We start from the raw sequence: 19,504 nt of genomic DNA, 5'->3' as shown, positions 1-19,504 counted from the left end.
GCGACCGAGGCTAACCGCATGATCACGGGAAGGATGCCGTACCGGAGCCTCAGGACCCGCCGCCCAGCGGGTCGGCCGCGTCCGTGGCGTGGGACGCCGCGCGCCGGTCGCGGTCGGGCGTGCTGGCCCAGCTCGCGAGAAGGCGGAGCTTGTCCTCGGAGTCGCTGCCCGGTTCGGTGCCGTAGGCGACCAGGACGAGGCCGTCGGCGGCCAGGTCGAGGGACTCGTAGGTCAGGTGGAGGTCACCGACGACCGGGTGGTGGAAGGGCTTGGCGCCCAGGTGGTGCTGGCGGACGTCGTGACGGGCCCAGCGGGTGCGGAAGTCGTCGCTGCGGGTGGACAGCTCGCCGACCAGGTCGGTGAGGTCCTTGTCGTAGGGGTCGCGGCCGGCCTGGGCGTGCAGCAGGGCGACGGTGTCGTCGGCGGCGCGCTCCCAGTCGCCCCAGAACTGGTGGGAGCGCGGGTCGAGGAAGATGAACCGGGCGTGGTTGGGGGTGGCGCCGCGAGCCGCGTCGATCATGGGCGCGTACAGGGCCCGGCCGAGGGTGTTGGTGGCCAGGATGTCGCCGCGGCCGTTCATGACGAACGCCGGGGCGCCGGTCATGGCGTCCAGCAGCCGCTGCACCGAGGGCCGCACCTGGTTCGGGGCGGGGCGGCGGCGCCGCCGCGGGCCGGGGCCCGCGGCGCGGGCGAGATCCTCCAGGTGCGTGCGTTCGGCGTCGTTCAGCCGCAGCGCGCGGGCCAGCGCGTCGAGGACGTGGTCGGAGACCCCCGACAGGTCGCCGCGTTCCAGGCGGGAGTAGTACTCCACGCTCACCCCGGCCAGCTGGGCGACCTCGGAACGGCGCAGCCCGGGGACCCGGCGGGTGCCGTAGGAGGGCAGCCTGGCCTGCTCCGGGCTGATCCTGGCGCGCCGGGAGGTCAGGAACTCACGGATCTGACTGCGGTTGTCCACCCTCCCCAGGCTAGGCCGCCGTCCATCCCGGTGGGGTGCCCTGCCAGTACACCTTTCGCCAGTGCCTTCCTCCCCGCCTGACCAGCGCTTTGACTGGCAGGGACCGTACTGCCCGCACACCGATCAAGGAGTACGTGAGATGCGTGGCGTAGTGATGCACGCCCCCGGCGACGTCCGGGTGGAGCAGCGCGAGGACCCGAAGATCCTCGCCCCGACCGACGCGATCATCCGGCTGGCCGCGACCTGCGTCTGCGGCTCGGACCTGTGGCCCTACCGCGGCGTCGATGCGGTCGAGGGCGCGACGCCCATGGGTCATGAGTACGTGGGCGTCGTCGAGGAGGTCGGCGCCGACGTCAGGAACGTCCGGCCCGGCCAGTTCGTCGTCGGCTCGTTCGTCTCCTCCGACGGCACCTGCGAGATCTGCCGCTCCGGTTACCCGTCCTCCTGCGTGGAGCGGGTGTTCATGAACGCGGTCGGGACGCAGGCCGAGCGCGCGCGGATCCCGCACGCCGACGGCACGCTCGTCGCCACCCCGGGCATGCCCGACGCCGACCTGATCCCCGACCTCCTGGCCGCCTCCGACGTGCTCGGCACCGGCTGGTTCGGCGCGGTGGCCGCCCAGGCGGGACCCGGCAGGACGGTCGCGGTCGTCGGCGACGGCGCGGTCGGCCTGCTCGCCGTGCTGTCCGCCAGGCAGCTCGGCGCCGAACGGGTCATCGCGATGAGCCGCCACGAGTCGCGGCAGAAACTCGCCCTGGAGTTCGGCGCCACCGACATCGTCACCGAGCGCGGCGACGAGGGCATCCAGAAGATCAAGGAGCTGACCGGCGGCCTGGGCGCCCACTCGGTCGTCGAGGCGGTCGGCACCCAGCAGTCGATGCACCAGGCCATCCGCTCCACCCGCCCCGGCGGGCACATCGGCTTCGTCGGCGTCAACCACGACGTCACCCTGGCCGGGGAGGAGCTGTTCTTCTCGCAGGTCCACCTGCACGGCGGTCCGGCGCCGGTCCGGCAGTACCTGCCCGAGCTGATCGACCTGATCTGCAACCGCAAGATCAACCCCGGCAGGGTCTTCGACCTCACCCTCCCTCTGGACGAGGCCGCCGAGGGCTACCGGGCCATGGACGAGCGCCGCGCCATCAAGACCCTGCTGCGCCCGTGACCCCGTGAGCGGCCGCCGGGGACGGCCACGACAGGCACTGCCACGAGCGTCCGTCGTACTCGACGGCGAACGGGACCGCGTGGGGGAGCGGCGCGCCCCACACCTGCCGGCCCAGCCCGCACAGAGCGCTGAGACCGGTGGTGAGGCTCGCCACATGCCCGACCACGGCGACCGTCCCGCCGGCGTGCCCGGCGGCGATCGAGGTGAGGGCGGTGACGATCCGCGCAGTGACCGCGTGCCCGTCCTCTCCGTCGGCCACCGCTTCCCCGAGGTCCGCGTCCACGATCCACGAGCGGAGAACGGCCGCCGTGCGCGCCCGGGTGGCGGGATCGACGGCCCCTTCCGCGCGGCCGACATGGACCTCCGCCAGGTCCCGCAGCGCGACGACCTCGACCCCGAGCGTTCGCGCCATGATGTCGGCGGTCTGGCGCGCCCGGACGGCCGTGCCGGCGTAGATCCGCGTCACCCCTTCGCCGATCAGGAGCCTCGCCGCTCCGGCGGCCTGCAGCCGGCCCTTCGCCGTCAGCCGCGCGGAGGGCAGCGCGCCGGCGGCGCCGGCTGTGACGTTCTCGGACTCCGCGTGGCGCAGGCACAGCAGCCGGACACGATCACTCATGGCCACACCCTACGGGCGCGGAGCCGGACGAGGGCGGCGAGCAGCACCGCGACGGAGGACCAGGCGGCCCAGTCGCCCAGACCGGCGTAGAGGGTGGAGGCGCCCTGCTGCGGCAGCGCCGCGAACACCGTGGTCATCCCGGGCCTGCCGCTGCGGCCTTCGGCCAGTACCCGTCCCCGGGTGTCGCTCACCGTGAGGACGCCCTGGCGGGCCACGCGGGCCACCGACAGCCCGCTCTCCACCCCGCGGACCACCGCCATGCGGCTGTGCAGCCAGGCGTCGTCGTCGAAGTCCCAGGCCGGGGCGAGCAGCGCGGTCGCGCCGGCCTGGCGGTAGCGCCGCACCAGCCAGGGGAAGTCGAGGTCCTTGCAGATGATCAGGCCCGTCGTGGTCCGGTCGAGGAAGGTCAGCGCGCGTCCGGGCGTGAACTCCGACTCCAGCCCGGGAATCAGGTGGTGCTTGTCGTAGCGGGCGCCAGACGGGTCGGCCAGCGCGGTGTTCGCCCGTGTCGCGCCGGCGTCGAGCGCGGCGCCGGCGACGACCGCCACTCCCGGCCTGGCCAGATGCAGGCGGGTGGTGGCCGTCTCGAACGTCTTCTCCGGCAGCACCGCGATCTCGGCGCCGCGGGCGGCGGCCGCGTCGATGGCCGCGCCGTATCGGCGGACCAGGTCGCGCCCCTGCGGGGAGTTCCATTGCGTGGTGTCGCGGGGGTCGTCGGTGGAGATCAGGGCGACCTCGCGGTGCCGTTCGCCGTCGTGGCCGGTGCCGAGCCGGGCGAAGCCGTACCCCAGGGCCGCCGCCGCCAGCGCGCCGGCGGTCACCGCGACGTGGAGCCGGTGCGTCGCGCCCGGTGCGAGCAGCGCGGCCACGGCGGCGGGCACGAGCTGGAGCAGGAAGGTGATGCCCCACACCCCGGTGACGGAGGCCGTCTGCAGGACGGGCAGCACGTCGGCCTGGGTGTAGGCCAGGCTCCACCAGGCGCCGTGAGGCCCGGCGAGCGCCATCACGTACTCGACGCCGACCCACAGCGCCGGCACGGCGAGCACGGCGGACAGCGGCCGCCCCCGCGCCAGCAGCGAGCGGTGGAGCAGCACGCCGAGGCCGGACAGCAGCGCCGGCCCGGCGAGGAGGCCGGCTGCCACCGGGACGGGCATCTCCAGGGACCCGGTGAAGTACGGCCACATCTGCAGCTGGCCGCCGAGCCAGGCGAGGGCGCCCGCGGCGAAGGCCGCGCCGCCCGTCACGCGGGGGGCGGCGTACAGGACGGGCAGGGGGGCGAGCCAGGTCACCCAGGCCACCGGGTGCAGGCCGGTGCCGAAGTGCAGCAGGACAGCCGAGGCGAGGGCCGCGGCGAGCGGGGTCACGACGCGTTTCATGGCGTCGATGCTGCTCGTGGCCGCCCCCGTGGCGCGTCAGTCGCGAGTGTGATCTCCGATGTCACTCTCACCGGCGACCACCAGGCCGCACTCGTAGGCGAACACCGCCGCCTGCACCCGATCCCGCAGGTCCAGCTTGGTCAGGATGCGGCTGACGTGCGTCTTGACCGTGTGCTCGGTGACGACGAGCGCGGCGGCGATCTCGGCGTTGGACAGTCCGCGGGCGACCAGCCTGAGCGTCTCGCGCTCCCGCTCGGTGAGCGCCTCCAGCCGTCCCGCCAGCCGCGGCATCGGGCCGTGGGCCGGCCGTCTGACGAGGTTCTCCAGCAGCCTGCGGGTGGCGGCGGGGGCCAGCAGCGCCTCGCCGCCCGCGATGGTGCGCACCGCGTGCGCCAGCTCCTCGCGGCGGATGTCCTTGAGCAGGAAGCCGCTGGCCCCTGCGCGAACGGCGTCGTAGACGTACTCGTCCAGGTCGAACATGGTCAGGACGAGCACCTTGGCGTCGGTGGTCGCGCAGATCTCGCGGGTGGCTTCGATGCCGTTCTTCCCCGGCATGCGCACGTCCATCAGGACCACGTCCGGGCGCAGCCGCCCGGCCAGCTCGATCGCCTCGTCACCGTCCGCCGCCTCGCCCACCACCAGCATGTCCGGCTGAGCGCCGAGGATCAGGCCGAACCCGGCCCGGAACAGATCCTGGTCGTCGGCGATGAGCAGGCGCAGCATGGGCGCTATTCAAGCGGAAAGACGGCTCGGACGATGAATCCCGCGTCCTGTCCCGGTCCCGCGCTGAGCGTGCCGCCGCACGCGGCGGCACGCTCCCGCATGCCGATCAGGCCGTAGCCGCCGCGGCCGGGCCGCGGCCCGCGGCCCTCGTCGGCGATCTCGACGAGCAGTTCCTCCGAGGCCCACCGCAGGCGCAGCCGCGCGGTGCGCACCCCGGCGTGTCTGCGCACATTGGTGAGGGCTTCCTGAACGATCCGGTAGACGGCGGCTTCGAGGCTGCCGGGGATCCGCCGCCGCTCGCCCTCCACGGTCATGACCACGTCCAGGCCGCTGCGCCGGGTCAGTGCGGGGAGTCCGTCCAGGCGCGGCTGGACGAGCCCGAGGTCCTCCGTGGCGGGGGCGGCCGGCGCGCGCAGCGCCGCGAGCAGGCCGCGCAGCTCGGTGAGCGCGCCCCTGCCGGTGTCGGCGATCGCGCCGAAGACGGCCTCGGCCCTGGGCGCGTCGCTCTCTAACACCACGGGCCCGGCTTCGGCCTGGACGACCATCAGCCCGACGGAGTGCGTGATGATGTCGTGCATGTCGCGAGCGATCCGTGCCCGCTCCTCCGCCACCGCGGCGATGTGCTCCTGTTCGCGGCGGCGTGCCCGCTCGGCCAGTTCGGCGGTGCGTGAGCGATGCGCCCGGGCGCTGGTGCCCAGCGCGTAGGCGGCCACGAAGGCGGTGCCGACCAGGCGGTAGGTCTCGCTGTCCTCCCCGGGCAGCGCCAGGGACATGCCGACGACGGCGGCGATCGCCGGGATCGCGGCCAGCCGTTTCCACCGGGGACTGAGGTCGGCGATGGTGTGGACGGCGACCAGTGGGCCGAAGGGGAGGAACGGCTTCGCCCAGAAGACCATGACGGTCATCGCGGCGCCGGTGAGCACCGCCACGGCCATGGGTGCGCGCCTGCGCCAGTGGACGGGCGCGGAGGCGAGCACGCCCAGGGCGACGATCCACCACGCCTTCGGGGCGGGCACCAGCAGCGGACCCAGGGTGGCCGCGGTGGTGGCCGCCGCGACCGCGCCGTCGGCCCGCCGGCCGGAGAACCTGGCGGCCCACGCCGCCCACCAGGTCATCGGCGGCCCGCCGGCACGACCCGCGTTGGTCATGCGCCCATTATCGGTCGCGGCGCCCGCGCCGGGTCCCTCCGGCGGGTCGCGAGCCGGTCCGGGAGCGGGATCTCACCCATCGGGACGACGGGCGCCCGCGCCCACCGTCCCGTGAGAAGATCCAGATCATGACCGGTGCCCCCGATCCCGACCCCCGCGGACGCCCGGAGCCCTCGACCGGCTCCCCGGCAGGGGTGACGAGCGTCGGGCGGATCGCCGGTCTGCGCCCGCGCCGGCGTCCCGGCGACGGCGGCGAGGTGGACGGCGCCGACGTCGACCTGGTCGACGGGCTCGACCCGGTCAGCCGCGGCACGGTGGCCGACTGGCTGCGCGAGTCCTCCTCGCTGAGCGCCCGCCGGTTCCGCCTGCGGACGTTCGCCTCGTTCCTGCGCTGGCTGCGCCTCAACGTGCCGGAGCTCGCTCCGCTGCGCGCCACGGGGGCCCACGTCCGCGAGTACTGCGACGCGACGCTGGCCGGCCGGCTGCCCGAGGCGCACGGCAGGCCCCTGGCCAAGGCGACGGTCGGCAGGCGACGCGCGGCTCTGACGTCGCTCTACCACTTCGCCTGGGAGAACGGTCCCGGCCCGGCCCGGCCCGACGGCGTGGCGGCGGCGCCCCCGGCCGGTGACGCGGGCAGGCGGGCGGGCCTCACCCGCGACGAGCGGCGCTCGCTGCGCCGCGGCATCGCGCGGCTGGCCGCCGAGGGCCACGTGACGGAGGCCGCCGCGGTCGCGCTGCTGGAGGCGACCGGGGCTCCGGCCGACGCGGTGGCCGGCGCGTCGTCGCAGGACTTCCGCACCGTCGCCGACGGCCACGGGGGCGAGCACGTGGTCATGGTCGTGCACACCGGGTGCCACGTCGCGGCCTTCGTCCTGCCGCCGCTGGCCCGCCGCCTGCTGCGGGAGCTGGGCGGCGGCCGGCGGACCGCCGCGGAGCCGATCTTCGGCCGGTACGGCGAGCCCGTCGCGGCCGGATGGGTCGGCGCCGCGCTCACCCGTGCCGCTCTGGCCGGCGGCATCTCCGAGCGGCGGGCCGCCCAGTTGCGGCCGGAGATGCTGCGTACCGGGCCGTAGCGCTCACATGTCCGGCGGGAACCACGCCTGCATGTTCTCCGGGTTGATCGGCACCGAGATGTGCTCATGCGTGATCAGCCACGTGCCGTTCGACCGCCGGAGGGAAACGGTGGAGCGCACCCAGATCGCGCTCTTGAGCCCGTTCTTCCGCGTCCCGGAGTCCAGGTGGAGCATGTGGGCGATGGCGACGTCCCCGCTCGTCGCGACGGACAGGTCGTGCGTCTCCAGGCTGATGGGGCCGTCGTACTCGTCGAACCAGCGCACGAAGTTGCGGCGGACGTCCTCGACGCCCACGAACTGGAGCGGGGGCACGACGTCGTAGTAGACGACGTCGGGAGCGTAGAACGACATGAGCCGGTCGACGTCCTTGTTCTGGCTGGCGTCGACCCGGCCCTCCAGCAGCTCCATGATCTCGGAATCGTTCGACGTCATCGCGTCCTCCGTGTGCAGGGGTTCGGTGCTTTTCCCCTTCCGACGACGCAGCCGCCCGGAATGTGAGGCGCCGCCGCGGCCTCGGCCGTGGAGGTCAGCCGGCCGAGGCGCGGGTCGCCCGGTCGAACAGCTCGACGAGCTCGTCGGCGCAGTGGTCCGGGTCGAGGCCGTCGACCAGGCGGCCGGCCAGGTCGTCGATGGCGGCCCGCAGCGCTCTGCTCATCAGCACCGCGTCGAACGCCCGGAACGCCCCCGTGCGCCGCCCGTCCTCGAACAGCGCCACCAGCCTGCCGATCGCTGCCTCCTGCTCCTGCCCGCCCACGGGAACCTGGTTGGCCGCGATCTGCTGGACCGCCCGCACGTGGTCGGGGTGGGCCGCGATGAAGGCCACGTTCGCCCTGATGAACGCCTCCAGCAGGGCCCGCGCCCCGGTGGCGGCGTCGAGGGCGGGGCGCATGAAGGCCGCCGCGTCCTGGACGACCTGGTGGACGACGGCCTCGAACAGCTTCTCCTTGGTGGAGAAGTGGTAGGTGATCAGCCTCTTGCTGCTCAGCCCGGCGTGCTCGCAGATGGCCTCGAACGTGGTCTCGGTGTAGCCGCGCCGCGCCAGCAGGCTGATCGTGGCGGAGGCGATCTGCGCCCTGCGGGCCTCGGTGGCCGCCCGGCGGGTTCCGGTGATCTCCATATCACCCCAGCTTGCCAGCCTTCGGGAACGCCTGTCGTACGGCGGGGCGGTTGACGAGGAGCGCCACGGCGGCGGCCAGCACGCCGACCACGGCCTGCTCGGCCTTCATCCAGCCGGGATAGCCGCTGTCGGGGGCGACGATGAGGAGCACGATCCCGATGGGGGCGGCGATGGTGACGAACCGGATCCGCACGTACGCCGCCCGCCTGCCCCGGCCGGCCTGCCCGGCCAGGGCGATGAGCCAGGCGGCGGCGCCGGCCACGGCGGCGCCGCGCAGCCACACCACCCAGGTGCCGCCGACGACGGCGGCCACGCCGAGGGTGGCGATCGACAGGACGAGCATGGCGACGAAGAGGGCGCGGACGAGCGCCCACAGTTTGTTATCCATGCGAGTAACTTTATCCGTATGGATAAATATCGGCAAGGGCGAGGCTCATCTTTCGCCTGGGCATAAATTTGTGACTAACCTAAGAAGGGTGAACCTGAGAGAGCTCAAGAAGCAGGAGACGCGGCAGGCGATCTCCGACCAGGCCACCCGGCTGTTCATCGAGCAGGGCTTCGAGAAGACCACGATCGCGGACATCGCGGTGGCGGCCAGGGTGGCGAAGATGACCGTCACCAACTACTTCCCCCGCAAGGAGGACCTGGCCCTGGACCACGCCGAGCAGTTCGTGGCCAGCCTGGCGGGCGTGGTGGCGGGCCGCCCGCCGGGGCAGAGCGCGTTCGCCGCGCTGAAGGAGGCGTTCCTGCGCGCCGTGGACGCCCGCGACCCGGTGGCCGGGTTCGCCGGGCGCGCGTTCTCCCGCATGATCGCCGACAGCCCCACCCTGGTGGCGCGGCTGCGCGACATGCACGAGCAGCGCGAGGCGGCGCTGGCCGCCGAGCTGGCCAAGGAGCACGACGAGCTGACCGCCCGCGCGGTGGCCGCCCAGCTCGCCGGCGCGCATCGCGTGCTGTTCGCCGAGGTGCAGCGCCGCACGCTCGACGGGCAGAGCGACAGCGAGATCGCCGAGGCGCTGCGGCCGGCCGCCCACCGCGTCTTCGATCTGCTGGAACCCTCGGTCGGCCGGTTCTGAGGAGAACATGACAGCAGGTGTCGGGTTCCGGGTCGAGCATGGTGCGGGACGAGGGCAAGGGCCATCGTCGCGGCTGTTCGGCGCAAGGTGCGATGGTCGTAGGGCTGTCACCACCATCCCGTCCCCGCTTCCGCCCGGCGCGGCGGACCTCCGGCCGCGCCGGTTCACGGCGCGTCGCGGCGCACGGTTCGCCGTCCGGTTCGTCGCACGGTCCCAACGGGACGCGCCGATGTTGGCCGGCCGGACGGATCCGCGCCCGCCCCGCTTCACCATGCTGGAGCGATGCGCCGATCAGGAAACGAAGACGCCGCCGCGGCCGCGATGATCGCCGACATCGAGCGGCTCGTGAGCTGCGAGTCCCCGTCCGAGGACCTGGCCGCGGTCGCCCGCAGCGCGGAGGTGGTCGCCGAGGTCGGCGGCCGTCTCCTGGGCGCGGAAGGGGAGCGGGTGGAGGTGGCCGGCCGCACCCACGTGCGCTGGCGGTTCGGCGGCGAGCCCCGGGTGCTGCTGCTCGGGCACCACGACACGGTGTGGCCGGTCGGCTCGCTGCGGACGCATCCCTTCGAGGTCCGCGACGGGCTGCTGCGCGGGCCCGGGTGCTTCGACATGAAGACCGGGCTGGCGATGGCCTTCCACGCGCTCGCGACGCTGGACGACCTGGACGGCGTGACCCTGCTCGTCACCGGCGACGAGGAACTCGGGTCCCCCTTCTCGCGCGAGCTCATCGAGGACGAGGCCCGCGGGTGCGCCGCCGCGCTGGTCCTGGAGGCCGCCGGGCCCGGCGGAGCCCTGAAGACCGCACGCAAGGGCGTCTCCCGCTACGAGGTGCTGGTGCGGGGACGAGCCGCGCACGCCGGGCTGGAGCCGGAGCGCGGCGTCAACGCCTCGGTGGAGCTGGCCCGCCAGGTCGTGGCCGTGGCCGGGCTGGGCGACCCGGGGCTGGGCACGACCGTCACGCCGACCCGCCTGGAGGCGGGCACCACGGTGAACACCGTGCCCGGCCGGGGCCGCTTCGAGGTCGACGCCCGGGTCTGGCAGGCCGCCGAGCAGACCCGGGTCCACGCCGCGATGCTGGGCCTGCGGCCCGCGCTGGAGGGCGCCGAGCTGGAGATCATCGGTGGTCCGAACCGGCCGCCGCTCCCGGCCGCGGCTTCGGCGGACCTGTTCGAGCGGGCCCGCCGGCTCGCGACGGACCTCGGGCTCGGCCCGCTCGCCTCGGTCGCCGTCGGCGGCGCCTCCGACGGGAACTTCACCGCCGGAGTGGGCACGCCGACCCTCGACGGGCTGGGCGCGGTCGGCGGCGGGGCGCACGCCGACGACGAGCACGTGGTCGTGGCCGAGCTGCTGGGGCGCACGCGCCTGCTCACGGCCCTGCTCGCCGAGTTGCTCGCGGCGCGGGGTTGTCCGCCCGGACGAACCGGGCCGCGTCCTCCCGTGCTCGCCGACCAGCTACCGGACCGGACCGGCTGCGAGCATGACCGGCGTGACTGATCTCATCCGCGACCGTCACGGGTCCCGGCCCGTCGACTTGGCGTACGCCGCGGCCGAGTCGGCCGCGCACAGCGCGGGCATCGACATCCGCCCCCTGGACAGCGTCGTAGACCTCGAGGCCGTCCGCCGCCTGTACGAGCGCATCTGGCGTACCGGTGAGAACAACCCGCCGGTGACGGCCGACCTGCTGCGGGCGATGGCGAAGGCGGGCAGCTACGTCAGCGGCGCCTTCGACGGGGACGAGCTGGTGGGTGCCTGCTTCGGCTTCTTCTCCCCGCCCGCGCGCGAGGCCCTGCACAGTCACATCGCGGGGGTGCTGGCGCGCGTGCAGGGCCGCAACATCGGCTTCGCGCTGAAGCTGCACCAGCGCGCCTGGGCCATGGCGCGCGGCGTCGGTGAGGTGTGCTGGACCTACGACCCGCTGATCAGGCGCAACGCCTACTTCAACATCACCAAGCTGGCCGCCGACCCGGACGAGTACCTCTCGAACTTCTACGGCCCGATGGACGACGACATCAACCGCAGCGACGACACCGACCGGGTGCTGGTGCGGTGGCGGCTGGAGTCGCCCGCCGCCGCGGCGGCCTGCGCGGGCCGGCCCAGGCCGGCCGACGCGGCCGCCGCCCGCGCGGCGAAGGCGGCCGTGGCACTGGACGTCTCGCCCGCGGGCGGGCCGGTCGCGGGCCGCGCCGGCACGAGCACCGTGCTGGTCGGCGTCCCCGGAGACGTCGAGACGATCCGCGAGCACGATCCGGGGCTGGCCGCGCAGTGGCGTACGGCGCTGCGGGACGTGCTGGGCGACCTGCTCGCCGAGGGCGCGCGGGTGCGCGGATTCGACCGCGCGGGTTGGTACATCGTCGACAGGCGGGAGTCGCAGTGAAGCTGTCAGGAGTGGAGATCCGCACCATCCGGGTGCCGCTCGTGTCGCCCTTCCGGACGTCGTTCGGAACGGAGACCATACGGGAGGCGCTGGTGGTGCGTGCCGTCACCGGTGAGGCCGAGGGGTGGGGCGAGTGCGGCGCGGGGATCGCGCCGCTGTACTCCTCGGAGTACACGCACGCCTCGGCCGACGTGCTGAGCCGCTACCTGATCCCGGCGCTGGCCGGGGTGGCGGACCTGGACGCGCACCGGGTCGCCCCGGCGCTGGCCGGGTTCAAGGGCCACCGGATGGCGAAGGCCGCGCTGGAGACGGCGGTGCTGGACGCCGAGCTGCGCGCGGCCGGCGTCTCGTTCGGCCGGGCCCTCGGCGCGGTGCACGCGAGCGTGCCGTGCGGCGTGTCCGTGGGGATCACCGGGTCGATCCCCGAGCTGCTCGACGCCGTGGCCGGCTATCTGGAGGCGGGTTACCTGCGGATCAAGCTGAAGATCGAGCCCGGCTGGGACGTCGAGCCGGTCCGGGCGGTGCGCGAGCGCTTCGGCGACATCCTGCTGCAGGTGGACGCCAACACCGCCTACGGGCGCGGCGACGCGCGGCACCTGGCCGGGCTCGACCCGTTCGGGCTGCTGCTGCTGGAGCAGCCGCTGGCGGAGGACGACCTGCGCGGACACGCGGAGCTCGCCGCGCGGATCAGCACGCCGATCTGCCTCGACGAGTCGATCGTGTCGGCGCGCGCCGCCGCCGACGCCATCGCGATGGGCGCCTGCCAGGTGGTCAACATCAAGCCGGGCCGGGTGGGCGGATATCTGGAGGCCAGGCGGATCCACGACGTCTGCGCGGCGCACGGCGTGCCGGTGTGGTGCGGCGGCATGCTGGAGACGGGGCTGGGCCGCGCCGCCAACGTGGCGCTCGCCGCACTGCCCGGGTTCACCCTGCCCGGCGACACCTCGGCGTCCGAGCGCTACTACCGGACCGACCTCACGCCGCCGTTCGTCCTGGAGGACGGGCACCTCGCGGTGCCGGCCGGCCCGGGGCTGGGCGTCGCCCCGATCCCCGAGGTCCTGGACGAGGTGACCGTCGCCACGGAGTGGGTCCCTCTCCGCTGAACCGGTCCAACCGGACAAACCGGATAGGATCCTTTCGTCATGCAGAACGAACGCCGGCCCGACGCCGCTGCGCTAGCTTCGGACGCGTGCTCGTCCCCGTGACCGGCCTCCCGCGAGCCAGCCTCGCCCGCGTCCTGGAGGAACTCGGCTCCACCCTGCTCGACGTCGTCTGCGGCGATGTCGAGCGGGCCGGCGACGTCGGCGACGTCGTCATCTACGACCCGCTCGACGAGCCCGAGCTCCCGAGCCGTGCGCTGGTGTTCGGCGTCGGGCTGCACGACCCGGCCGACCTCGCCCGGGTGGTGACCCAGCTCGGCCGGCACGACGCCGTCGGCCTCGTGGTCCGCGCGCCGGTCGTGCCCGACGAAGGGCTCGTCGCGGCGGCGCGCGAGGCGGGGGTGACGGTCCTGTCGTTCGCGCGCGGCGCGTCGTGGTCGCACCTGGCGGGGATGCTCCGGTCGCTGATCGCCGAGAGCGGCGGCCCGGACGGCACGGACGCGCACACGGTCGGCCGGATCAGGTCCGGCGACCTGTTCGCGGTCGCCAACGCCATCGCCGCGCTGCTCGACGCGCCCGTCACCATCGAGGACCGCAACTCCCGGCTGCTGGCCTTCTCCAGCCGCCAGGAGGAGGCCGACCACTCGCGGGTCCAGACGATCCTGGGCCGCCAGGTCCCGGAGCACTACACGCGCATCCTGGAGGAGCGCGGGGTGTTCCAGGCGATCTACCGCAGCGACCGGCCGGTCTTCGTGGCGCCCCTGCCCGAGCAGGTCGACCCGTCGCTGCCGCCGGAGCTGCCCCGGGCGGCGATCGCGGTGCGGGCCGGGGACGAGATCCTCGGCACGATCTGGGTGGTCGTCCCCGAACCGCTGGACGAGGAGCGCGGCGAGGCGCTGTACGAGGCGTCCAAGCTGGTCGCGATGCACATGGTGTGGCAGCGCGCCGACGCCGACATGGAGCGGCGGCTGCGGGCCGAGCTGCTGAGCACCGCCCTGGAGGACGGGCCCGGGGCGCGGGAGGCGGTCCGCCGCCTCGGGCTGAAGGACGAGCCCGCGGTCGTCCTCGCGCTGAACGTCGTCGGCTCGGCGGCCGAGCCCCCGCTGCCCGCCCAGCTCGCCACCGAGCGCAAGCGGCTGGCCGACGCCTTCGCCATCCACCTGTCCGCGGCCCACCCGCGGGCCGCCGCGGCGCTCATCGGCGACGTCGCCTTCGGCGTGCTGCCCCTGCCGCAGCACCGGCACCAGAACCGTGAGGACGCCGAGGAACGCGCGGCGTGGATCGCCTCGGAGTTCCTGGCCCGCGTCGGCTCGCGGCTGCGCCCGCTCATCGGGGTCGGGCCGCTGGCCGCCGACAGCTCGGCGCTGGCCCGGTCGCGATCGGGGGCCGAGCGCGCCCTGCGCGTGCTGCGCTCGGGGGCCGGCGGGCGGCAGGTGGCCCGGCTGGACGACGTGCATGTCGAGGCACTGCTGATCGAGCTGGCCGACCTCGTCCCGCGCGGCGACATCCCCAGCGGGGCCGTCGCGCGCATCGTCGCCTACGACAAGGAGCACCAGACCAGCCTGGCCGAGACGCTCCGGGCCTGGCTCGACGCCTTCGGCGACGTCGCGGAGGCCTCGGCCGCGATGTACGTGCACTCCAACACCTTCCGCTACCGGCTGCGCCGGGCCGCCGAGGTCGGCCGGCTCGACCTCGGCGACCCCGGCGCGCGGCTGTCGGCCATGTTGCAGCTGCGCCTGATGTCGATCAGGTCGGCCCCGGACGGCTGACGCCCGGCAGACCGAGCGTGCCGATCAGAAAGGCCAACCACTCGGCGTCCTGCGCGGCGGCGACGTCGTGGGCGGTCGCCGCGCCGTGACCGGCGTCCTCGAACACGTGCAGCAGGATCGGCGCCTCCCCCCGCTGCGCGGCCTGCAGGCGCGCGGCGAACTTGCGCGCGTGCCAGGGCCGGCACCGCGGGTCGGTCGCCCCGGCCTGCAGGTAGACCGCCGGGAAGACGCCGGGCTCGACGAGCTGGTACGGCGAGAGCCCGAGCAGGCGCCGCACCTCGTCCGGGTCGTCCGGGTCCCCCCACGCCTTGCGGATGACGAAGTCGAGATAGGGGTCGCGCGTGCCGCCGACGAGGTCCAGCAGCGGGGCCCTCGGCAGGACCGCACGCCACAGCTCGGGCCGCCGGGTGAGGGCGATGCCGCACATGAGGCCGCCGTCGGAGCCGCCGGTCAGCGCGAGCCGATCGGAAGTGGTCAGGCCGGTGTCGAGGAGGTGCTCGGCGACCGCGACCAGGTCGGCGTCGCGGACGTGCTTGCGCTCCCGGTGCGCGGCCAGGTGCCAGTCCCGGCCGAACTCGCCGCCGCCGCGCAGGTACGCCTGCACCAGCACGCCTCCGGCGGCCACGAAGGCGGCCAGGTCGGGCTGGTACTGCGGCAGGAGCGGCACGTTCGCCGCGCCGTACGCGGAGATCAGCACCGGTGCCGGCGCACCGCCGGCTCCGCGCACCACGTGGTACGGCACGGCGACGCCGTCCGGCGCGAGGGCCGCGCCCTCCTCCAGCACGGCGTCGAGGACCACGGCGGGAGGCAGCAGCGTCTCCGGTTCCGTCTCGCCGGGCCGGTGCCGGTAGACGCCCCAGGAGCTGGTGAGCGTGGAGAAGGCGAAGACGAAGTCGGCCGCGGGCGCGCCGGTGGCCAGGGCGGTCAGCGGGAAGAAGGGCGCGGCCAGCGCGCCCCGGCCGGGGAGGGGCATCTCGCCGGTGACCGCTCCCGAGCGGTCGAGGATGCGCACCCTCGCGAAGGTCCGGTCGAACTCGCTGAGGTAGAGGTGCTCGCCGACCGGGGTGAGGGAGCGCAGCACCGTGTCCCCCTCCGGGACGAGCTCGCTCCACCCGGCCGGGTCGCCGGGGTCGGCCGCGTCGAGCGGGATGGCGACCACCCTGCCGCGCGGGGCGCCGACGTCGGTCACCGCGATGTAGCGCTCGCCCACGACGTGTCCGGCGACCGTCCCCGAGCATCCGCTGACGAAGGGCCGCCAGGTCCCGCCCGGATCGGACAGGTCGCGCACCGCGACCGGGACGGGGCTGCCGACCCGATGGGCGGCGACGGCCCAGCGGCTGCCGGGCGACATCTGGACGAGCGTGTACTCGCGGGAGCCCGCGCCGACCGGGATCGGCTCCGGCTCGGTCCCGCCGCCGAGCCGGTGGAGGAAGACCGCCTGCCGGAAGTCCTCCGGCGCGCCGGTGAGCGCGAGGAAGGAGAAGCCCGTGCTGTCCGGCAGCCAGGAGACGCCGCCCGCCCACGCGCTGTGCAGGACCTGCTCCGGCGCGCCGCCGAGCTGGCGCCCGGAGGCGACGTCGAACAGCCGGATGGTGTTGTGCTCGCTGCCGTCGGTGCACAGGCCGAGCGCCAGGACCCGGCCGTCGGGCGCGGGCGCCAGCCAGGACACGACGGGCGGGTGCCCGCCCTCGCCGGACCCGGCCAGGTCGGCGACCGTCCGCCCGGCCCCGAAGGGCTCGTCGGCGACGACCACCACGGGCGCCGGGCCTCCGGGCGGGGACACCACCCGGAACCAGCGGCCGGCGGCGTACTTCGGCAGGGCCGGCCGGGAGCCGGCGTCGCAGGCGCGGATCAGCGCGCGGACGGCCTCCGGATCCTGGCCGGCGTAGACGGCGGCGGTGGCGAGCTCGGCCTGCCGCCGCTGCCACTGCCGCACCTCCTCGGTCTCCTCCTCCAGCCAGCGGTACGGGTCGGGCACGCGCACGCCGGCGACGTCCTCGAAGACCTCGACGGTGCGGGCGGGCGGGTAGGCGGCGGTCACGGTGACTCCGGCTCTCGTGGGGACTGGGCTCCGGTCTCGAACTCCGCGCGCAGCCGCTCGAACGCGCCGGGCACCCGGGTCACCCGGCGGACGTGGACGAGCGCGTCGTAGGCGGCCGGGAAGTCGTCGACGGGGTCGAGGCCGCCGGCGGCCAGCGTGCCGTCCACCCCGTCGAACAGCCCGGCCGGCGCGTCGCGCAGGTCGACGGCGGCGACGGGCGGGCCGAGGCGCTCCAGCCTCGACTCGATGGCGTTCGGCGGCAGGATGCGCTCGTGGAGGGAGACCTCGCAGTCGAACGGGCGCGGCGAGCGCTGCGTGAAGCGCACCTCGGGGCCGGAACCGTACGTCATCCCGATGACGACGGCGTCCGCGCCCAGCAGGCCGCCGAGCATCGGCCGGCCGTGCAGCGGCGTCCGCCGGACATGCGCGTTGTGCGCGCTCACGACGATCCGCTCCTCGCGCTCCAGGATCCAGCGCACGGTCTCGGCCATGAACACGTCGCGTGGGTACGGCCCGGTCTCCGGCAGGTCCAGCTCGGCGAGGAAGGCCCCGATCGAGGCCCCGCACCGGCGCACGACCCCGTCGTCGTGCTCCGCGGCACGCTCCACCAGGTCGCGGAGGCCGTCGAGCAGCCGGCCCCGCTCCGCGGCGGGCATGGCCCGGTAGCGGATCGCCGCCTCGGTCCGGCCGCCCAGATCGCTGAGGCGACGCAGCTCCTCGTCGCCGGGCAGCGCCGCCAGCCGGTCGAGGCAGACGCGCACCGCCGGTCCGGGCGAGGTGGAGGAGCCGGGCAGGTCCATGCCGTAGAAGCTGACCTTCGCCGGGTTCGCCGCGTTCCACTCCCGCATCCAGGTGAGCTGCCGCCGCATCGGCTCGCACTCGCCGAACCGGTAGGTGATCCCGTCGCGGGCGACCGTCTCGACCTCGCCGGGCCCGCCGTGGACCCACGCGTCGACGGCCAGCCCCTCGGCGAAGCCCGACTCCATCACGAAGGCGGTGAACCCGTGCTCCTCGACGAGCAGGCGGAACAGCTCGTCCTTCAGCTCGTAGAACTGCGTGATGTTGTGCGCGCCCTCGCCGAGGGCCACCACCCTGGCGTCACCGGCCAGGTCTCGCGCTAGCTGTGGAAGTACCATAGTTCCGGCGTGTACAGGAAGCTGGTCAGGGCGTTGAACGACGACTGCGGGCCCGACAGGGTGTCCTTCCACACCACGAGCGTGTGCGGCGTCGGCAGGAAGAGCACCGGCAGGTCCCGGGCGAGAGCGGTCACCTCGGCCGACAGCGACTTCTCGTCCGCGCCGAAGGTCGAGGCGCCGATCAGCTTGTCCACCTCGGCGTTCCGGTAGCTGCCCAGGTTGAAGCTGCCCTCGGTGTTGAACACCGTGTTGCTGCTCGGGTAGCCGGCCGCCAGGTAGAGGGCGCCGTAGTCCTGCATGGCCCACTCGTTCCTGGTGGCGGGGGCGAAGGTGTTGCCGTAGTTCGCGTACATGTAGTTGAGCGACTTGGTCACGACCTTGACCTCGATGCCGAGCTTCTTGGCCGCGGAGGCGAAGGCGACGTCACGCGCGCCGACGAAGGCCGGTGAGCTGGCCGAGGCCAGGGTGAAGCTGATCGTCTGTCCGCGCGGGATGTCCGCGCCGCACAGGCCGGGCCCGGTGCCGGGACGCTCGCAGGTGGTGGAGCCGTTCGGCACCACCTTCCAGCCGTTGTCGGCGAGCAGCTTCTCGGCGGCGGCCGGGTCGTAGGGGTAGGGCGGCTGGTCGCCGAAGGCGGGCGGGTAGGGGGATCCGGTGCCCGCGGTGCTGTAGTTCGGGGAGGCGGCGCCGTTGTAGACGCCGCGGCTGGCGATGTAACCCTGCTGGTCGATCAGCCGCTGCAGGGCCTGGCGGACGTACGGCTGCGCGATGACCTTGTCGAAGTTGCCGACGGTGTTCGCGAAGTTGATGACCAGCGCGTCAAGCCGGGCGGGGGCGGGCGCGCCGTACACGTTGTAGCCCTCGGCCTTCAGCGCGCCGATCTGCGCGGCGAAGCTGGAGTCGAGCGTGCCGACGGTCAGGTTGCCGGCCTTGAACTGGTTGAGCACGGCGGCGGCGGAGGTGAAGGCCTTGAATTCGATCTGGTCGAGCCGCGACTCTCCCGGTCCGCTGTAGGACTCGTTGCGCGCCAGGGAGAACGAGCCGGTCGTCGGGTCGAAGCTCTTGAGCCGGTAGGGGCCGTTGACGACCTGCCAGAGCGGGTTGCCGGCGAAGGTGGCCTGCGACTCCGACTCCTTGGTGAGGTACCTGTAGATCGCCCTGGCGTTCTTCGGCTGCTTGTAGTCCAGGTGGGGGCCGCCGGTGGCGGCGATGTTCCACTCGGTGGAGGGCAGCACGTACAGCAGCGTCAGCATGGACAGCAGGTACGACGGGTTGTACGCGGTCCGCAGCTTGAGGGTGAGCGTGTCAGGCGCGGTGGCCTCGGCGCTCACGCCGTCGGGGAACTGGCCGGGGGTGTAGAAGCTCCAGTTGGCCGGGCTCTCCGCGAGCGCGGCCTTGAGCAGGGCCAGCGAGAAGACGACGTCGTCGGCCGTGACCGGCTTGCCGTTGGACCACTTGTAGTCCTTCATCGTGATGGTCACGGTCTTGCGGTCGGGGCTGTAGACGGGCGGCTCGGCCAGGCTCAGCTCGGCGTCGGCGACCTGGTCGCCCTCGCCGCTGGGCCGGTAGAGGGAGCGCCACAGCTGGCCGCGGGCGATGACGGTGCCGTTGGCTGCCGCCGGCGGGTACGGGTAGATGTAGTTGGGGCTGAGCCCGGGGGTCAGCGCGACGGTGGCGGTCCCGCCCTGTTTGGGGGTGCCGGTCTGGGCCGGCTTGGCGGTGTAGCTGCCGGCGATGTCCCTCGTCGCGCCCCCGCCGCCGCTGCACGCTGTGGCCAGCACGGCGACGGCGGCGACGAGTGCCACGGAGAGGCGGCCTCGGTGCTTCATTGACGGCTCCCT

Annotated in this window: 18 protein-coding genes; 7 read left to right on the top strand and 11 right to left on the bottom strand. The window is 74.1% G+C overall.

From position 1 onward, the window contains the following. Positions 1-49: 49 nt before the first annotated feature. Complete coding sequence (locus HT134_RS42210; protein ID WP_175606124.1) at positions 50-955, bottom strand: helix-turn-helix domain-containing protein; 906 nt, start codon at positions 953-955, stop codon at positions 50-52. A gap of 139 nt (positions 956-1,094) precedes the next feature. On the opposite strand from HT134_RS42210, the gene HT134_RS42205 reads away from it, so the two are divergent. Beyond that, entirely contained in the window at positions 1,095-2,117 is a 1,023-nt protein-coding gene (locus tag HT134_RS42205; protein WP_175606123.1) for a zinc-dependent alcohol dehydrogenase family protein, read from the top strand. Here the strand turns inward: HT134_RS42205 and HT134_RS42200 are convergent. From HT134_RS42200 to HT134_RS42185, 4 genes are read right to left on the bottom strand one after another with little or no spacing between them, the layout of a single operon-like run. Next, positions 2,095-2,733, bottom strand: a complete 639-nt coding sequence (locus tag HT134_RS42200; protein ID WP_217709016.1) for a histidine phosphatase family protein — start codon at positions 2,731-2,733, stop codon at positions 2,095-2,097. The genes HT134_RS42205 and HT134_RS42200 overlap by 23 nt on opposite strands. After that, a complete protein-coding gene (locus tag HT134_RS42195; RefSeq protein ID WP_175606122.1) occupies positions 2,730-4,109 on the bottom strand; it encodes a nitrilase in 1,380 nt (459 codons plus the stop codon). The genes HT134_RS42200 and HT134_RS42195 overlap by 4 nt, the downstream gene beginning before the upstream one ends. Positions 4,110-4,145: 36 nt before the next feature. Next, positions 4,146-4,832: a response regulator gene (locus HT134_RS42190; protein ID WP_175606121.1), complete on the bottom strand. Its 687-nt coding sequence runs from the start codon at positions 4,830-4,832 to the stop codon at positions 4,146-4,148. A 5-nt stretch (positions 4,833-4,837) separates the two neighbouring features. Then, positions 4,838-5,980: a sensor histidine kinase gene (locus HT134_RS42185; RefSeq protein WP_175606120.1), complete on the bottom strand. Its 1,143-nt coding sequence runs from the start codon at positions 5,978-5,980 to the stop codon at positions 4,838-4,840. A 128-nt stretch (positions 5,981-6,108) separates the two neighbouring features. On the opposite strand from HT134_RS42185, the gene HT134_RS42180 reads away from it, so the two are divergent. After that, the gene (locus HT134_RS42180; RefSeq protein WP_175606119.1) at positions 6,109-7,053 is read left to right on the top strand and encodes a site-specific integrase; all 945 of its coding nucleotides are present in this window, start codon (positions 6,109-6,111) and stop codon (positions 7,051-7,053) included. Positions 7,054-7,056: 3 nt separating this feature from the next. Here HT134_RS42180 and HT134_RS42175 read toward each other — a convergent pair whose 3' ends face one another. The 3 genes from HT134_RS42175 to HT134_RS42165 form a co-directional block, all read right to left on the bottom strand. Further along, on the bottom strand, positions 7,057-7,485 hold the full coding sequence (locus HT134_RS42175; RefSeq protein WP_175606118.1) for a YybH family protein: 429 nt from the start codon (positions 7,483-7,485) through the stop codon (positions 7,057-7,059). A gap of 94 nt (positions 7,486-7,579) precedes the next feature. Next, positions 7,580-8,170, bottom strand: a complete 591-nt coding sequence (locus HT134_RS42170) for a TetR/AcrR family transcriptional regulator (protein WP_175606117.1) — start codon at positions 8,168-8,170, stop codon at positions 7,580-7,582. 1 nt (position 8,171) lies between these two features. Continuing rightward, on the bottom strand, positions 8,172-8,558 hold the full coding sequence (locus tag HT134_RS42165; protein ID WP_175606116.1) for a hypothetical protein: 387 nt from the start codon (positions 8,556-8,558) through the stop codon (positions 8,172-8,174). A gap of 88 nt (positions 8,559-8,646) precedes the next feature. Here HT134_RS42165 and HT134_RS42160 point away from each other — a divergent pair, with 88 nt between their 5' ends. From HT134_RS42160 to HT134_RS42140, 5 genes are all read left to right on the top strand, one after another. Next, positions 8,647-9,246, top strand: a complete 600-nt coding sequence (locus HT134_RS42160) for a TetR/AcrR family transcriptional regulator (RefSeq protein ID WP_312888861.1) — start codon at positions 8,647-8,649, stop codon at positions 9,244-9,246. A 282-nt stretch (positions 9,247-9,528) separates the two neighbouring features. Next, complete coding sequence (locus HT134_RS42155) at positions 9,529-10,737, top strand: M20 family metallopeptidase (RefSeq protein ID WP_175606114.1); 1,209 nt, start codon at positions 9,529-9,531, stop codon at positions 10,735-10,737. Further along, positions 10,730-11,617: a GNAT family N-acetyltransferase gene (locus tag HT134_RS42150; protein WP_312888860.1), complete on the top strand. Its 888-nt coding sequence runs from the start codon at positions 10,730-10,732 to the stop codon at positions 11,615-11,617. Before HT134_RS42155 ends, HT134_RS42150 begins: the two co-directional genes overlap by 8 nt. Then, positions 11,614-12,720, top strand: coding sequence for an o-succinylbenzoate synthase (gene menC / locus HT134_RS42145; RefSeq protein ID WP_175606112.1), 1,107 nt, complete (start codon positions 11,614-11,616; stop codon positions 12,718-12,720). The genes HT134_RS42150 and menC overlap by 4 nt, the downstream gene beginning before the upstream one ends. 86 nt (positions 12,721-12,806) lie before the next feature. Beyond that, positions 12,807-14,486: a PucR family transcriptional regulator gene (locus tag HT134_RS42140; protein ID WP_312888859.1), complete on the top strand. Its 1,680-nt coding sequence runs from the start codon at positions 12,807-12,809 to the stop codon at positions 14,484-14,486. Here HT134_RS42140 and HT134_RS47940 read toward each other — a convergent pair. The 3 genes from HT134_RS47940 to HT134_RS42125 are packed head-to-tail and all read right to left on the bottom strand — an operon-like array spanning position 14,464 to position 19,492. Beyond that, positions 14,464-16,527, bottom strand: a complete 2,064-nt coding sequence (locus HT134_RS47940) for a prolyl oligopeptidase family serine peptidase (protein WP_175606111.1) — start codon at positions 16,525-16,527, stop codon at positions 14,464-14,466. The genes HT134_RS42140 and HT134_RS47940 overlap by 23 nt on opposite strands. Then, positions 16,524-17,663, bottom strand: coding sequence for an erythromycin esterase family protein (locus tag HT134_RS42130; protein ID WP_175606110.1), 1,140 nt, complete (start codon positions 17,661-17,663; stop codon positions 16,524-16,526). The genes HT134_RS47940 and HT134_RS42130 overlap by 4 nt, the downstream gene beginning before the upstream one ends. Continuing rightward, positions 17,645-19,492 carry an ABC transporter substrate-binding protein gene (locus HT134_RS42125; RefSeq protein ID WP_175606109.1) on the bottom strand — a complete coding sequence of 616 codons (1,848 nt, stop codon included), beginning with the start codon at positions 19,490-19,492 and terminating at the stop codon, positions 17,645-17,647. The genes HT134_RS42130 and HT134_RS42125 overlap by 19 nt, the downstream gene beginning before the upstream one ends. Positions 19,493-19,504 lie beyond the last annotated feature (12 nt).

Source organism: Nonomuraea rhodomycinica (genome assembly GCF_013363995.1).
Lineage (GTDB): Bacteria > Actinomycetota > Actinomycetes > Streptosporangiales > Streptosporangiaceae > Nonomuraea > Nonomuraea rhodomycinica.
This window is presented reverse-complemented; position numbering and strand designations above follow the sequence as displayed.